Below are 16,529 nucleotides of genomic sequence, written 5' to 3'. Positions count from 1 at the left end.
AATATGACCAGCAAAATAGCCATACTCACACACGGTGATGCCACCCAAGTACTCAACAGCATTGCCGCCAAGTTTAACGACCTCAGCGGCCCAATGAACGAGATAGCCGCAATTTTAGAGGGCGCAACAGAAGATGCCTTTGCCCAAGAGCGCAGCCCTGTTACGGGTGATGCATGGCCTGCATTGAGCGAAAACTACCTAAAACAAAACCCCAACCGCGTTGGTGGCCAGATGCTACAGGTCAGCGCTGGCGGCTTAGCGGCAAGCATAGCCGCTGATAGTGGCGCACTTTGGGCACAGATAAGCAGCAATAAACCTTATTCAGCAATTCATAACTTGGGCGGCTTGCCCGAATTTGCACCGGGGCCTGCTGCCATTCCCCAGCGTGAATACTTCGGCGTGAGTACACAAGGTGAGCACGATATTTTGAGTGTGCTTGTCGATTATTTTACTGAAAGTTAGAAACTCCCTACAGACCTCTATTGGAGCCTAAAGTGTGTATACAGCAACATCGACTCTACATGTTATGCTTAAGAAGCGAGAAGCATGTTTAGGAACGTTTCTAACACCTTTTCGCTAAATAGCTCTCTAACTAGTTACTCTAAAATTCTCACTGGGAAAAAATGAAAAACCAACAAACACCAATTGATGACTGGCGCATTTGGTTATCATACATAATGATTTTGCTACTCGGATATATCCTCGGTATAAGCTTTAGCAACTATGGGCAACTAATATCATATCTCAGTAGTTTTGTTACCACTACTTTTCCTATTATCGCATTACTAATAGCCATAGAAGGTTTAAATAGTTGGAAAAAAGCCGAAAGAATAAAAGCACGCCGGGAAATGGCCCTCTGTGTTATAGAATATTGTTCAAAACAGTTTGAAGAAATTTCTGGTGACATGCGAGAGTTAGAGTTTTTAATTGAAAAGAAAAGCTACTTAGAGAATGAAAACCAAATTGAGTCTTGCCAGAAAATGAGTGAGTCAATAACCAAACAAATCCGAACGCTCGAATCTAAACTTAGTAACATTGCCAACACCTACAGAGAAAACCGCTATAAGCTTTTTATAGTTGATAAGGAACTATTGGGATATATTGACACATTCATAAACGATACGAACGTAATTAACAAAATAGCTTATGAGGTTAATTACAAAAATGACCCAGAAAAGGGCACTTCAGAGAGAACTAAAAGAGTGAAACGTTTGTATTGTGAAAATGAAAAAATATACAACATGTTACTATCATTTTTTGCTGTATATGACTAAAAATAAAAATCAAAGGCCAATAAAAGATGGACACATTCGATGGGAAAAGCTCTTGCACCAATAAAAATGCGTTAATTGAAGAGCAATCTCTAGAAAGCTTTTCTAAAGTAGTTAAACACGCAATGTGGGTGATTCCCTTACTCGCGTTTATTTTTTCCTCGTTATTTGTTCTTATCTACTATCAAGGGTTCGAGCAACTATTTCCTATACGCTATGACGCCAAAAATTGGGAATCATTACGAGGCCAATTCGGTGCTCTTGGTGACTTTTTTGGTGGGATGCTAAACCCCTTGCTAACATTCTGCACCATCTTAATGCTCATATTTTCACTGCTTCTACAAATGAGGGAGTTAAAAGCAACTAGATTAGAATTACAGCGAGCTAGGGGTGCACAAGAGGATCAAGCTTCTGAAGCAAAAAAACAAAATAAAATAACCCTAGACCAGACTAAAGCGATTAATGCTCAAGTTGAAGCATTAAAAGAGCAAACTACCGCACAAAAAAGTGCACAAGAGGAGCAAGCTGCTGAAGCAAAAAAACAAAATAAAATAACCCTAGACCAGACTAAAGCGATTAATGCTCAAGTTGAAGCATTGAAAGAGCAAACTACCGCACAAAAAAATAGCTCTAACCAATTAAGGCTGCAATATTTAGTTGACATGATACGATTTGAAGAGAACGTAGTAACCAGAACTCTAAATATGCAATGTGGTGACTACCAACTGAAGAACTGGGAAAAAGCAACTATAGTGGATTGTTCTACAGGCAGCGCTGAAACAATGAAACAAGGTGCTGAACTCAAAAATATTATAGAAAATAGTATATTGGGACAGCATAAGATTCTAAATCAAATGATAGATACACACTTGGACGATAAGCTTACTCAAATGTTTATTTACAGGGTAATACGAAATACACAGCAGTTGATAAGCAAACATGGCTTTTTCCTAAAAAATGACAACCGCCATGAGTTCATAGAACTACTTGAAGATAACGCGAACGCTTTGACCGACGATCATTTCCTAGACTTAAGAAATCAAGCTTTAAAACTCGCTATTTTGATAGAAAAAAGTACCTTTTCCAACGAAGCATTTATTAACCCAGTTTAAAATACACTCTCAGCCCAATTCCACATACTGGCACCAAGACAAACGTTTTAGTGCCAGAACATGCCAAACACCACAACCGCCCAAAGCCTTGGTTTAGCCATTTGCAATGTCACTGCTCTACCAAACGAGCAAGGCATTAGCGAGCGCGTTTTAATTATCCCTGATGGTGAATTTGCCAGCCGTGATGGCCGCCCCTTTGATGTGCCTAGCCGTAAATGGCTTATGGATGACATCGCCTTTGCTAATTTGCAGATGAGTGCTGCAACTCGCACTAACGACTTTTTATTTGATTACGAGCACCAAACCCTACACAAAGAAAAAAACGGCCAGCCCGCGCCCGCTTCTGGTTGGTTTAAAACTGATGCTTTGGAGTACGTACCCGGCGAAGGAGTGTATGCCAAAAACGTGGCATGGACCGATGCCGCACACAAAGCCTTGCTTGCCAAAGAATACCGCTATGTCAGCCCCGTTTTTTTATACGACAAAAACACAGGCCGCCCACTGGTTTTATTACACGTTGCATTAACCAACGACCCAGCATTAACGGGCCTTGATGAAATCGCCGTATTAAACGCCCAACTTTTTACCCAACCCATAGGAACAAGCCCCATGAACGAAGCCCAAAAGCTACTGGCTGCGCTTGGCATTACCGTAACGGGTGATGTCACCACAGAGCATATTGCTCAAGGTGAAGCCGCCATTGCTGACCTTAATCAAAAAGCAAAAGCTGCCGAGAGCAAAGACACGCAAATTGCCGCGCTCACTGCCCAAGTAAAGCAAGGCTCACAGCAAGTAAATCTCAGCAAATATGTACCCGTTGAAGCCTACAATGCCCTGTTCGGCCAATTGGCAGCACTAAACACAGAGCATCAAGGTATGACCATCGAAAGCACCATTGATAAAGCCAAGCAAGATGGCCGTGTAGTGGCCTCTGAGGTGGACTATTTAACGCAGCTTGGCAAGCAGCAAGGCTTAGTCGCCCTGAATACGGTGCTTGATAGTCGCAGCCCCATTGCCGCACTCACAACCCAGCAAACCAACACACAACCAAAGCCAGACGCCAAAACAGGCGTAGCCGCACTCTCTACCGAACAAAAATACGCTGCCGATCAGTTAGGCATTAGCTACACCAATTATGCCGAGTTACTAAAAGAGGAAAACCAATAATGGCGATTGTGACCCCCGCAATTTTAACCAGCCTACAAACGGGCTTTAAAAAGAACTTTCAAGATGGCTTAAGCGAGGCTAAGCCACAGTACACAGCGATTGCCACCGAGATTAAATCGACTACCAAAAGCAACACTTACGGCTGGCTGGGTAAGTTTCCTTCTCTTAAAAAGTGGGTTGGCGACCGTGATATTCAAAGCATGAAAGCCCACGGCTACAGTATTGTAAACGATGACTATGAAGCCACTATCGGTGTAGACAGAAACCATATCGAAGATGATGAATTGGGGATTTATGCACCACTTATGCAGGAAATGGGACGCTCAGCCGGCATTCACCCAGATGAAATGTGCTTCCCATTACTTAATGATGGCTTTACCACGCTGTGTTATGACGGCCAAAACTACTTTGATACCGACCACCCTGTATACCCTAATGCAGATGGCACGGGCACAGTGCAAAGTGTAGCCAACATGGCCGAAGATGGTGCCTATACAGGGCCTGCTTGGTACGTTATTGACGACTCAAAAGTACTGAAACCTATTATTTTTCAAGTTCGTAAAAAGCCCCAATTTGTCAGCATGACCAAAACGGATGATGAAGCAGTATTCACACGTAAAGAGTTTCGTTATGGCACCGATTGCCGCGATGCTGCGGGCTTTAGCTTTTGGCAACTGGCCTTTGCCAACAAGCGCGCACTTAATGCAGACAACCTTTGGCACAGCATTAAATCAATGCGCACCTTCACGGCTGACGGTGGCCGAAAGCTGGGCATTCGCCCCACTACCTTAGTTGTACCACCAGAGCTAGAAGACGTGGCAACCAAGTTACTTGAGCGTGAGCTTGATTCAAACAGCTCAAACGAACTCAAAGGCCGCTTAAAGCTAGTTGTTGCTGATTACCTGTAATTAAACCCAATGCCCCACCACTGGGGCCAATCAATAGGATGGAAAATGAAATGGCTAATAAGACGAATCATGCAGTATGTATTTTCAGTCAGCAACCCAATGGCTACCGCCGCGCTGGCCTTACCCTCAATTACGGGCAAAACGATAACGTGCAAGTTACTGAGCAACAGCTTGAAACACTTAAAAAAGACACACGCATTAAAGTGCAAGAGCTTAAAACAAGTGAAGCGGCTAGTACGCCGCCAAACATGGAGCCAAGAGGTGTGGGCAGCGATGTAGGCAGCAAGATTGAGTTTGACGAAGTAGACCTTGAAGGTGTGCCAGAAGAGCTACATGCCTTAGTCGCAATCATGTTGGTTGAGCAATTTAAAACGAAGCCAACTGTTGACCAGCTTGTGGTGGAAGTTGCTGAAGATGCAGAAGGTGACAACATTGTGTCTCAAGTCAAACCAACAGCCAGCCAACGTGATGCCGCATGGAAGTTCTACCTCGATAACATTGTTAACACGGAGCAATAACCATGAGTTACGCCAGTACAGCGGATATGCAAACGCGGTTTGATCAGCAAGACCTTGTGTTACTTACCGAGCGCGAAAACAGCACCCCCGGTGAAATTAATATCCCTGTGCTTGAGCAAGCGCTTATTGATGCAAGTGCAGAAATTAACGGCTACTTAGCGGGCCGTTATACCTTGCCTTTGAGTACGGTGCCTACCGCGCTGGTGCGTATTTGCTGCGATATAGCCCGTTACTTTTTAAGTAGCGACAACGCCCCAGAGCACATACACACCCGCTATACGGACGCGCTGAAGTTTTTGCAAGCAGTCAACCAAGGCAAGGTAGCGCTTGGCATTGATAGCCAAGGCGACAAAGCCGCAACCAACGACACCGCGTTTATGGAGTCCGCTGGCAGCGTGTTTGCCCGCGCTAAGTCACAGGGGTTTATTTGATGTTTGAAATAAAAGACGACTACTTAGCCGCAGGGCCTTTACTTGAAGAAGCATTGAAAGGTATTTCAGGCATTCGACACGTAAAGGCACTCGATGATTTAGCCGAAATAGATAAAACCAATCACACCCCCTGTTTGTTTTATTTGTATTACGGCGAGCAGCTAAATGGCCCCACTCAAGCGGGTGCCAATGTGCAAATCAAGCAAACATGGCTTGTCATTCTTGCTGAGCGTAAAAACAGCAAATATGCAGGGCAAAACATTGCTAAAACCATTCGTGCATTAGCTGGCAAAAAAACAGGTGATGCAGGCCCATGGCAACGCATTAACACCCCAATAAAACCCAGATATACAAGCGGTCATGCGTTTTACCCGCTGGCCTTTACCTGTCAAATGAGAATGCGAGGAACCCACTAATGAGTGACGGTTATCTAATTGCTGGCAATGTATTTGTGCAGCGCCTAAATAAACAAGGCAACCCTGAAGGTGGCTCAATTGGTCCAATCAACACCACAAAATTAGCCATAAAAGTAGAGTCTGAATCTAAAACCCGAACATCAAACAAAAAGGCCGACTATGGGCAAGTGCTGGATGATGTGCGCATACCTAAGCCCACAGCCATTAACTGGGCCTTTGATGACCAACCCACTGAGTTGGTTGCTATGGCATTGATGGGCGATGTGGTAGCCATTAACGATGCCAGCGGTACGCTCACTGATGAAGCTATCACACTGCCATCAGCACAGCATTGGGTTGAAATTGGCCATAAAAACTTTGCAACAGCAGGGCTTTCGGTAAAGCAAGGTGCTACGCCATTGGTCTTAGGTGAAGACTTTGAAATGAACTATGCCCTTGGGCTTATCCGCGCATTGCATGGCGGCAAAGTAGAAGCAGGCGGAGCAATAACATTTTCAGGCCAATACAACGCCCGAAGCGGCAAGCGTATTAAAGGCGCGTTGAACTCACAAATTCGTTTACGGCTTTTCGGCGAAGGCGAGAACCTAGCCAACGGCAAGCAAGTTGAGTTTGATATTTATGATGTATCAATGTCACCCACCTCTGAGCTTGATTTAGCGGGTACTGAATTTGTAGGTGCAGAGCTAGAAGGCACCGCCAAAATCAAATCTGGCAACGATGCGCCATTTGTCGTGGACGAAATAGAAGCATAGTTCCCCGTTTGGGGCTTCGGCCCCTTTTCCTCGATTTTAAACCTTGTTAAATACTGAGTAGTTCCGATGGCAAACAAAACGTTAGAGTTAGCACTTAGAGTTGTGGCCGAAGCCACAGGCAAGCAAAACATTGAGCAATTAGTTGCAGAGCTTCGCAACATTGAGCAAAGCGCCGAACGTGCCAACCCAGCCACCGAGCAACTGAGTTATGAACTAACCAACACCACCCAAACCGCTGGCCGCCTTGCTGACGAACTGGACGATTTAGGTGACTTACAACAGCTAATACGCGCCTTTGAGCAGTCAAAACAAAAACTAGAACAACAAGAAGTTGCAACGGCCGCCGCAGCTCACGCCCTTAATCAGCTGCAAATTCAAGCGCAAGACACCAGCAAACCATTTTTAGAGCTGGCACGGGGTATAGATTTAGCCGAACGCGACTTAAAACAAATGCGTGACGAGCTGACGCAGAACACGGGTAAACATGCCGCTTTACAGGCCGAGCTTAAACGCTCTGGCGTTGATACCAACAATTTACGCGTGGCCAAACGTAACTTAGGCGCTCAGTTTGATAAAGCAGGTAAAGCGGTAGATGGCTTTACTCAAGACCTAAAACAAGGCAATGCAACACAACAGGCACACGCAGCCAGCTTAAGCAAAGTTGCGGGCCAAGTGGCTGCACTGGCCGCCGCCTATTTCGGTTTAGACCGAGTAGCCAGCGCGGTTAAATCGGTATTTGAAACAGGCGATAAATTTGAAAAGCTCGGTATTCAAATGCAAGCGCTTATGGGTGGCATTGCAGGCGGTGCAAAAGCCACTGAATGGGTAACGCAATTCACTAAAAACACGCCATTACAACTGGGTGAAGTCAGCCAAGCATTTGTTAAGCTCAAGGCGTTTGGCCTTGACCCGATGGACGGCACCTTACAATCCATCACAGACCAAGCATTAAAACTTGGCGGTGGCTTTGAAGAAGTACAAGGCATATCACTGGCCCTTGGCCAAGCATGGGCCAAGCAAAAGCTGCAAGGCGAAGAAATTCTTCAACTGGTAGAACGTGGCATTCCTGTGTGGGAGTTGCTTGAAAAAGTCACAGGTAAAAATGTTCAAGAGCTACAAAAGCTATCCAGTGCCGGCAAATTAGGCCGTGATGTCATTAAGCAGTTGATTGATGAGATGGGTCGAACCAGCGCAGGAAGTGCGGCGGCGCAAATGGCACTTTTCAGTGGGCAAGTCAGCAATGCAAAAGACAACTTAGAGCAGTTTTATAACCTCATAGCGCAATCGGGTGCAATGGATTGGCTCAAAAACCAACTTACCACCTTAAACACTGAGTTTGCAGCCATGGCGGCAGATGGCCGCTTGCAAGAGTGGGCACAGTCAATCAGCGATACTATTGTAAACACAGGCACCGTTATTAATGATGCCATAAGTACTTTATACGACTACAGAGAAGAAATTGGTTTTGTGGCCAAGGCGTGGCTCGCGCTAAAAATTGGTGGTTATTTTAGCAGTGTTGTCAGTGGTGCCGTTGCCGCAACCCGCGCATTTACCACGTATAAAACAGCCATTAATGGTGCAACTACTGCTACTCATGCAGCCACGTTAGCCACCAACAAATGGAAAAGTGCCCTTAGCTTTATTACCAAAGGCGGCTTATATACGGTACTTATATCAGAATTATTAAGTGTCGGTATCGAGTACAACAAGCTTTTAACCCTTGAGAACCAAGTAGCCAAGAGCCAACGTGATGCAAAAGTGTCTTCAGCCAAACTTGCTGAAGAACTCAAAGTTGTCAGTGAAAATACAGGCGTGTTAATCACTAACATGGATGAACTAAATACCGCTGTTGAGCAAGGCACGATTTTATGGAATGAACGGCTCGGCATTTACGAAGGTGCTATAAAAAAACAACAAGAACTGGTAGAAGCGACGAAACAAGCAGATCAAGCCGAACGAGAACGCCATGCGTTTTTAACCCTGACCGTTGCCGAAGCACTCAAAGTGACCGAATCGCTAGAGCAACAAGCGCAAAACCTCAATGGTGTGCGTGATGGCGTTGACGGCTTTATACAATCCCTAAACTCAGCCCGTGTGGCACTGGTGAACTCAGGCGCAGAATACAGCCAGCAAGTTGTATTACTTGATTCTCTCAAAGCCAAGTTTGAAACGCATAACGAGTCACTAGCCCGTCAGGCTTATTTAACAGGTGATGTAAGCAAAGCCTATAAAGAGTTGGGTTTAACCAGCAGCACCGCCCTTGAGCAAACAGCCACAAAGCTACAAGGCGCGTTTGAGCTAATCCAACAGCAAAACGAACCGATTGCCCTGCAACAGCAGGCATTTTTAAAGTGGGCTGATGCCGCCATAAAAGCAGCGGATGCTACCGACCAAACTGTACCCGCCTCAGTGCAAGCGGCTGCGGCGGCGCTTGGGTTAACCAAAGAACTCGACAAGCTGGTTGAGAAAGCCAATGCGCTTAAGCCCGTTACCGATACAAACAGCGAAGCAGTTAAGCGTTTTACCGTAGCACTGGATGCAACCAGCGCCGCCATAAAGCAAAACCAGCAAGTATTGGCATCAAGCACGGCAACCGCTGATCAAAAAGCGCAGGCACAAGCTGCACTAACCAAACAACAAGCGCGCTTAACCAAACAAACCGAAGACTTAAACAAGGTTCAACAGTATGAACTGGCAACACTCAGCCAGCTAAAAGCTGAGCAATCAGAGTTAATTAGCCAAGTAGCTAACTTAGATAACCGCTATCGTGCGGGCACATTGAGCGCTCAAGAATACAACGAGCAGAAAGCGCGCCTTGAATCGCTATTAAGTGTGGTTAATAACTTACTGGGTGATTTTAAAACCGCTCAAGATGATGCAACAGCGGCAACAAAGCGCGGTACCCAAGCAACGAAAGAAGCAACAAAAGCCACCGAAGATAATTTTAAAAGCTTACGCCAACAAAAGGATGAGTTAGAAAAAGTCAGCCAAAGTGCGGCACGCGCGTCAACCAACATCAATAGCTACACGCATAGTGCTCGCCCCACAGTCAGTGACATTGTGGACTACCAAGAAAAGTACGAAAGCGATGGAGCCTATTCCTTTGAAAGCAACGAAGTACGGGCCGAAAAAGAAAAACGTGCCAGAGCAAAGCTAGCCGAAGCGCAATATAATCGCTTTGAACGTGAAATTGAAAGTGCCACAACAACCCATGCACTCAATAACTTATATATTAAAGCCATTAAGCAACTGAGCTATTTAGACCAGGAACAAAAACAAAAGCTCACGGATGCCATCGCCGCGCAAAAAAAGGTGCTTAATACTAAAAACAACCAAACCCCAATCAGCCCAAACCAAGCTTTAAATGGACTGCCAAACATAATCACATCAAGTAACCAAGTTGTTGTGAATAGTTCAAACAGCTCATTAATTGATGCAATCAATAAGCTTATCAGCACTCTTACACAGCACCACTCAGGGAAAACCATCACATTGCAATTGAGCTTACCCAATGGCCAAACCGCAGAAATGTACGCCCACATGCGGGATGAACTATTAAACGAATTAGAGCAACTGAGTAACGCACAATGATAGTGATCAATAACATTCAACTCGATAACGCCGTTTGGACAGATGAGTATGATTACCAAGGGGTAGCTGAACAAACAGAACGCGCGCTCAATGGCGCACAACATATTGAAAAAACCGCGATTGTGGGCCGCCCCATTACAATTGAAAGCGCACTTGAAGCCGCAGCGCTTTACATCGCGCTATTTGAACACAGCCAAACGGAGCTGGCCGCATTTGACATCACCATACGTGGTACAACGTTCAATGTGGTTTGGGACCACAGCCAAAAACCAGTAACAGGCTCACCGTTGCAATATTTTAGTGACTCTGAGCCTACACATTTTGAAAACATCACATTAAGGCTGAAAACGGTATGACCATCATTAGAAGCCATTTAAAGATATTTAAACCAGAGCGTTTAGGCAGCGCTCCAAACGCAGGCGGACACCGTACCAACAACGCGGTTGTTAGCGGTAAATTGAATGATGTATTTAGCTCTATCAGTGATGTAGATCATGCCCGCAGTGCTTTTGATTTAGTGAAACTTTACCCAGCGGTTTCGACCAATGATGCAAGCAAACTGCAAGACGCGCATGTGTTTATTAGCGACCAACCTGAAGACCCTCTGGTGAGCACCTTACTCGTTGAATCCCCATTATTACGTGATGATAGTTTGTTGCCTGATATGCTCGGCATGATGACTGACAGCAACACCAAATTTCATGGCACCACTTATTTAACAGCAACGACAACCAGTGATTCTTTAGAGTTACAGGTTGATCAGACCACTCGCTCATTAGCGCCCACCGTACAGCGCCGTACTTCAAAGGTAGGTATGAAGCCGCCTATCTCTCAAATGTTTAGATCAGTAACAATCACTAGCTATGGTGAGCTTAGAGAGTTCAATGTAGATATACCTGACTTACTAAGTGAGTACCCTAATATCACGACTGAATATCAAACTTCGTGGGGCACCATTAAATACTTGGCCAACGGCCCCTACATCAACGGGTCAAATGTTTCTGGTGAATTGCATGTGAGCTATCCACTGCGCTCAGGGCACACATTGTTTGTTTACTATCTATCGAAAAATGACTTTCGGTTCCATTCTTTTATTGATGGTCAAATCACCTTACAAGCAGGCGAAACCATTGTCCCCAACCACACACGACTGAAAAAGCAAGGCAGCAATTCAGTTTATACCGATGACGGTCTAGGTCGATTTATTGCCAATGGCTATGTGTTTGCAAGAATTGACTATGAAACAGGAGTAATCACAGAGATTGGCCCAGTAGATTATAACGGCACTGTCAGTGAAAACCTTGGAGCTCTGATAAAAGCTAAACCTCATACCGTCACCAGCATAGAGTTTGTGATACCTACAAGGTTTGCCAAAGATAGCCTATACATCAGGGCTAAAAACTTAAGCGGCACCGACTTTAGCGCATCTAGTAACAGCGCTGGCACAATTTCTGGCACTAATATATCAGGCAACGTAACCAGTGGAGGTTTAGTAACGCTTAACTTTGCTGCGCAAGTGCAATCGGACTCAATTACGTATGATTATGACGAAGTAACGGAAATAAACGTGCCCAGCCCACCCGGTGGTATTGACCGCAGTAAACTACCTGAAGGTGGCCGCGTGCCCGTTTTTCATGAGTTCAACATAATATGTGTGCAAGACAGAAATAGAGCTGTACATACGAGCTTAAGTAACGGCCAGACTATTAGTGTAACAACGGGTGCTAACTGGGTGGATATTGTTGATAATGACGGGCTAAGTTTATACAGCGCGAATGATGATAACTACAGCTACGACAAAGACCTAGGCCGTGTGACCATTAAAGCGGGTATTAGCTCGTTTACTGGCCCGTTCATCATTACAGCCGTATTGTCTGAGCTAGTCACTGTAGACAATATTGAAGGCAGCACGCTACGTATTTTAACCCCGCTTAAACGTACTTACCCCGTTGGAGCTACCGTATCAAGCGCCTATGTATTGGGCGACTTACAAGCTACCACCAAGGACGAACGCACGCTCAGCGCGTGGCAAAACAATTTTGGTGCTACGGGTTCACCCGCATCCAGTGCCATCAATACAATCCAATACCCCATAGAGCTGAGCAATATAGGCGCAATTGCCCAGCGCTGGGCCATCGTGTTTACCTCAACTACTGACTACAAATTAATTGGTGAACATGTTGGCACCATTTACCACGGCTCAATAAACGCAGATTGTGTACCAATCAACCCATTTGCAAGTGCGCCTTATCTACTCATTCGTAAAGAAGCATTTGGCGCTGGCCTTAGCCTTAATCCCGGTGAATGTTTTTTATTTGAAACCACAACGGCCAGTAAACCCATTGCATTAACTCGCTCTATTTCACCGGGCCATTCAGAGATTAAATATGACTCATCAACTTTGGCATTTAGAGGTAATAAAGAATGATTTCAGAACTAAATATACTACAGCGTTTTAATAGCACAGATACGGGCGCACCAACTGCGGACGATACAGTAGAAGGAACTATCAATGTGCTTAAGAAAGTTCTAGTTGATGGATACGACTCTACCCCACCCGCAGGTTGGAGTATTCTTTTTGAATCATCCGATAGCCTTGTTCTGCAAACGGCTCGCGCCGATTACTGCTACAAAGTATATCCCGCTACTAGATTTGATTCAGGGTTAGCCATGCATGGATATGATTCAATGAGTGATATTTCTAGTGGCGTGAACCGAATGCCTAATATTAGCTCCGATGGGTCAAAATATTCTGGCTCGTCGGCTCCTACCATGCCTAAGCTCTCTGATGATTGGGTGATTTTTGCAAATGAATTTTGTTGTTATGTGATAACCAATGCTGTGTGTGCATTTATTGGTGTGTTAGACACGCTTGGTGCTAACCCAAACTGCCTATCTGGCGGTTTTCACGGATGGAATAACACTCGATTTGATAGAGGGTTTCCATTTGGTAATAGCAGTTACTTTAATGTATACATTCGCGCTATTGGTGGTGGGAACTTTGTTAAAGCAACTCCTAACCACTATAGCTATGACGTATCACGAGTAAAAGTTGCAGGTGAAAGTGACTTGCTCTTTCAGTGTTGCTTTACCATTAACGATACCAATGCATATTTCCCCGGCATGTTCGGTGCCTTTTTAAACTCATTGAACTCCGATACTGTTGAGGGTTACAAGTTTTATAAGTACAAACGCGAAAATAGCTGGAACTCTGATGCAAATGGTGAGGTTTACCTATGTCACAGTTGAGCAAAAGAATTTTTGGTAGTAGTACTCGGCTAATTGGAAATCGAATCTTTAAGCCGATGAGAGACTCACAAGCACATTACATATTTTCTGTTACGTTAGATACACAGCGAACGACGAGTAGTGAAGTTGTATTGGTCTTCGACAAAGAAACCTACACGCTCATTGGCGTTGCATCAACCAAAGAGCGTACATGTGAAATTCGTACATACGATGCTAAGCCAACACATGAGTTCCTCGTTGTTGCACTTGACCAGCGCGGAGAGCTTGAGGCTGAAGCTGTTGATAACTGTGCACCAGAAGTTGTCTGGTTATGATAAAGGTAATACTCAGCAAGCGCTCTACCCATCGAACCTCGCCTATCTTAATTCGATTTGGTGTCGATGACTCAAAAGAGATAGGCACAAGCTGCGATCTTGCTTTTAGTACACGGCAAACGATGACTCAATTAAGCATACTCTCTGTATCATATCGCCAAGTATTCAGCCACCAGTTCCAGTTTCCTTTTACTGAAAGTCACAACTTTAGCACCATGAATACGTTACTCTGGTCTAGCGCTTTACTGCATACTCATTGTGAAACATTAATCTCATGGCTCAATGGTAGATACATCGAGAGTGAACACCTGTTGACGTGGTTAAGATACCCGCTGGACGTAATAGAGACAACTCAACATTGGCGACTTTCAACCAGTATAGAGCGTGCAATTACTGTTCGATATGGCCCGACTGACCGAGCTTATATTTGCTACCGTCACACGCACCCTTATCGAGGTAAAGTACTTGTTTCGTTTAAGAAGCAGGCAACAACAAACATTAGCCCAATAAAACTTGAACTAAAAAACATAGCTCAAGTTTGCTACTGGGGCTTACCCGGTGGACTCATTCGCTCTGATGATGACATTCCACCCATTGATAGAAAAATCCCAATAGAGCCACAACTACAACGAGCCTACATCATGCAACCGACCATTACCTGTGAGCGAGTTGATAACGCTCAGCAAATATTACTCAGCCAATTTAGTTACACATCTACTCGCGGGCAATTCAGTGCAACGGGCAATATTAAGTTTTGCTCTCGCATTGATATGGAACGTGCGATAGGCCATGAACTAAAGCTAACAATCAATGGCTATGAGTTTATAGTGATGTGCGAACAAGCCGCTACAAGTAGTAAGTTCGCAAACAGCTCGTATTCAGCCAATATACGCAGCCGCTTTGCGCTACTCTCTGCGCCATATGCAAGAGCAACTAACTACACCAACAGCGTTGATAAAACCGCCGCTGGTATCATGAGCGACATTTTAGAAAACTCTGGCTGGACACTCGACAATCAAATGATTGATTATCCAGTGCCAAAAGGCGCGTTTAGTTATAGAGGGTTAACACCCGCTACTGCATTATTAAAAGTAGCCAACAGCATTGGCGCAATACTTGATATCGACGATACAAATAAAAAAGTGTCTGTTGTGCCAGAGTGGCCAGTTAACCCATGGAGTGCTGAGCAAGCAACACCTGATGTAATACTCAACGAGTCGTTGATACTTGAGCACAATACCCGCGATACAATACAGCCTGAATACAATGCCGTGTTTGTACGTGGAGAACAACAAGGCGTAGCCTGTAAAATCAAGCGCAGTGGCACCGCTGGCGATATGTATGCAAGAGATATTGTTGACAGTCTAATCACAGACAATCAAGCCGCTCGTCAACGTGGTACATGTGAACTTGCCAGAAGCGGCAACAAACAAGAGTCCACTATTAGAACTAAGCTACTCTCAACCTTGCCACCGATTAGGCCCAGTATGCTCGTTGGGATCAACTATTCAGACTCGCTCTATAAAGCAACCTGCGACAGCACAACATTAAGTGCCTCAATCAACAATCAAGGTGCAATCACAGTAAACCAAACCATTAAGGTGATCAGCAATGTCTAACGCGTTAAATAGACTCGGCACGGTACTGGCTACAACTCAGCGCAGCATTGTGAAAGTGCTCACCGTCAACCAAGACGGCACAACCTTAGTACAACACTCAGATGAAACCCAAAGCACTGTGTTAGGTGATAGCGTAGAAAGTGGCAGTGCTTATATAGAGAATGATCGCATAGTAGGCCCAGCACCAGACCTACCGTATACAGAGATAGAGGTTTAGCTATTTTTCCGCTAACTCTATAGCTGCTTGCTTACATGCTTCAACATCACTTTTTTTAACTGGCTCATTTTCCTTTGAATTAAATGCATAGGAGTCTGTAGCTTGTGGGCGACGATATTCTAAACACCTAAAAAAGAACGATGTAGTTGGTGTCGATGTTGGTATTTCTACTTCTTTGAATACAACAGTTGGCTTTTGATTCTCTTTAGAAAATTTTATATGCGAGTCAAGAAGAAAGGTATTAAGTAAAAGTACACCTAGAACCATAATAGCAAAAAGTACTTTCCCTATTCGAACTAACATTAGCAAACCTTGGATTAAGACACATCGAGTCAGTATAAATGGTTTGTAGACGTTTCGGCATTTGAAATTGTGTTTAACATAGTAAAATTATGAATTTTCGCAATTTTCGCACAATAGGTGTTAAGTTTTCGCGCGCGGCATCAATGAGCGAAGCGAACACGCTCTTTTTGCGCAAGGTGAATATAGTGCAAAGGGTTAACGACAACGAACGCAGTGAGAGCGTTTCCTTTGCGCAAGGTGAATATCGTGCAAAAGTTTAATGACAAAGCGCGTAGCGCTGACATTCCTTTTGCGCAAGGTGAAGTGAGCAGGTTTAGCTGTTGCCGAGGGACTCTCTCTTAAACGTCGGATGGCGCTACGCTTATCACGACCTACAACCCCAAAACGCAAAAAGCCCATCCGATTGGATGGGCTTTTTACTTAATTAGGAGCCTGGCGATGTTCTACTTTCACATGGCAAATGCCACACTATCATCGACGCTGTTTCGTTTCACTTCTGAGTTCGGCATGGGGTCAGGTGGGTCCAAAACGCTATTATCACCAAGCAAAGTCTTGGTGCAAATGTTTAATGACATCGTGCATCGCACGAGCATTTCATTTGCGCAAGATGAACTGATTTCGCTATATTGCTTTTTCGTTCACCTTGTTTAATTCTTAAAAT

General features: G+C 44.6%; 17 protein-coding genes and 1 rRNA gene. 16 read left to right on the top strand and 2 right to left on the bottom strand.

The window, feature by feature from the left end:
• Positions 1-3: 3 nt before the first annotated feature.
• From BIW53_RS02195 to BIW53_RS02120, 16 genes are all read left to right on the top strand, one after another.
• Positions 4-462, top strand: a complete 459-nt coding sequence (locus BIW53_RS02195; protein WP_070990186.1) for a phage virion morphogenesis protein — start codon at positions 4-6, stop codon at positions 460-462.
• A 161-nt stretch (positions 463-623) separates the two neighbouring features.
• Positions 624-1,274 (top strand): hypothetical protein, encoded by a 651-nt coding sequence (locus BIW53_RS02190; protein ID WP_070990184.1) that lies wholly within the window; start codon positions 624-626, stop codon positions 1,272-1,274.
• Between the two features lie 341 nt (positions 1,275-1,615).
• Entirely contained in the window at positions 1,616-2,383 is a 768-nt protein-coding gene (locus tag BIW53_RS02185; protein ID WP_139158762.1) for a hypothetical protein, read from the top strand.
• 60 nt (positions 2,384-2,443) lie between these two features.
• Positions 2,444-3,550, top strand: coding sequence for a phage protease (locus BIW53_RS02180; RefSeq protein WP_070990180.1), 1,107 nt, complete (start codon positions 2,444-2,446; stop codon positions 3,548-3,550).
• Positions 3,550-4,458, top strand: coding sequence for a Mu-like prophage major head subunit gpT family protein (locus BIW53_RS02175; protein WP_070990178.1), 909 nt, complete (start codon positions 3,550-3,552; stop codon positions 4,456-4,458). The genes BIW53_RS02180 and BIW53_RS02175 overlap by 1 nt, the downstream gene beginning before the upstream one ends.
• Before the next feature lie 50 nt (positions 4,459-4,508).
• Positions 4,509-4,976 (top strand): HI1506-related protein, encoded by a 468-nt coding sequence (locus BIW53_RS02170; RefSeq protein WP_070990176.1) that lies wholly within the window; start codon positions 4,509-4,511, stop codon positions 4,974-4,976.
• A 2-nt stretch (positions 4,977-4,978) separates the two neighbouring features.
• On the top strand, positions 4,979-5,407 hold the full coding sequence (locus BIW53_RS02165; RefSeq protein WP_070990174.1) for a gp436 family protein: 429 nt from the start codon (positions 4,979-4,981) through the stop codon (positions 5,405-5,407).
• A complete protein-coding gene (locus BIW53_RS02160; RefSeq protein ID WP_070990172.1) occupies positions 5,407-5,823 on the top strand; it encodes a phage tail terminator protein in 417 nt (138 codons plus the stop codon). Before BIW53_RS02165 ends, BIW53_RS02160 begins: the two co-directional genes overlap by 1 nt.
• Positions 5,823-6,575, top strand: coding sequence for a phage tail tube protein (locus tag BIW53_RS02155; protein WP_070990170.1), 753 nt, complete (start codon positions 5,823-5,825; stop codon positions 6,573-6,575). Before BIW53_RS02160 ends, BIW53_RS02155 begins: the two co-directional genes overlap by 1 nt.
• Before the next feature lie 66 nt (positions 6,576-6,641).
• On the top strand, positions 6,642-10,166 hold the full coding sequence (locus BIW53_RS02150; protein WP_070990168.1) for a tape measure protein: 3,525 nt from the start codon (positions 6,642-6,644) through the stop codon (positions 10,164-10,166).
• The gene (locus tag BIW53_RS02145; RefSeq protein ID WP_070990166.1) at positions 10,163-10,522 is read left to right on the top strand and encodes a hypothetical protein; all 360 of its coding nucleotides are present in this window, start codon (positions 10,163-10,165) and stop codon (positions 10,520-10,522) included. The genes BIW53_RS02150 and BIW53_RS02145 overlap by 4 nt, the downstream gene beginning before the upstream one ends.
• Positions 10,519-12,594: a hypothetical protein gene (locus BIW53_RS02140; RefSeq protein ID WP_245699333.1), complete on the top strand. Its 2,076-nt coding sequence runs from the start codon at positions 10,519-10,521 to the stop codon at positions 12,592-12,594. The genes BIW53_RS02145 and BIW53_RS02140 overlap by 4 nt, the downstream gene beginning before the upstream one ends.
• Positions 12,591-13,415: a hypothetical protein gene (locus tag BIW53_RS02135; RefSeq protein WP_070990164.1), complete on the top strand. Its 825-nt coding sequence runs from the start codon at positions 12,591-12,593 to the stop codon at positions 13,413-13,415. The genes BIW53_RS02140 and BIW53_RS02135 overlap by 4 nt, the downstream gene beginning before the upstream one ends.
• Positions 13,403-13,729: a hypothetical protein gene (locus BIW53_RS02130; protein WP_070990162.1), complete on the top strand. Its 327-nt coding sequence runs from the start codon at positions 13,403-13,405 to the stop codon at positions 13,727-13,729. Before BIW53_RS02135 ends, BIW53_RS02130 begins: the two co-directional genes overlap by 13 nt.
• The gene (locus tag BIW53_RS02125) at positions 13,726-15,348 is read left to right on the top strand and encodes a hypothetical protein (RefSeq protein ID WP_070990160.1); all 1,623 of its coding nucleotides are present in this window, start codon (positions 13,726-13,728) and stop codon (positions 15,346-15,348) included. Before BIW53_RS02130 ends, BIW53_RS02125 begins: the two co-directional genes overlap by 4 nt.
• Positions 15,341-15,565: a hypothetical protein gene (locus BIW53_RS02120; protein ID WP_070990158.1), complete on the top strand. Its 225-nt coding sequence runs from the start codon at positions 15,341-15,343 to the stop codon at positions 15,563-15,565. The genes BIW53_RS02125 and BIW53_RS02120 overlap by 8 nt, the downstream gene beginning before the upstream one ends.
• On the opposite strand, the gene BIW53_RS02115 is transcribed toward BIW53_RS02120, so the two are convergent.
• Entirely contained in the window at positions 15,566-15,868 is a 303-nt protein-coding gene (locus tag BIW53_RS02115) for a hypothetical protein (protein ID WP_070990157.1), read from the bottom strand.
• A gap of 430 nt (positions 15,869-16,298) precedes the next feature.
• Positions 16,299-16,413 (bottom strand): 5S ribosomal RNA (gene rrf / locus BIW53_RS02110).
• Positions 16,414-16,529: the final 116 nt, after the last annotated feature.

Origin of the sequence: Pseudoalteromonas byunsanensis (assembly GCF_001854475.1) — a bacterium.
Taxonomy (GTDB): domain Bacteria; phylum Pseudomonadota; class Gammaproteobacteria; order Enterobacterales; family Alteromonadaceae; genus Pseudoalteromonas; species Pseudoalteromonas byunsanensis.
This window is presented reverse-complemented; position numbering and strand designations above follow the sequence as displayed.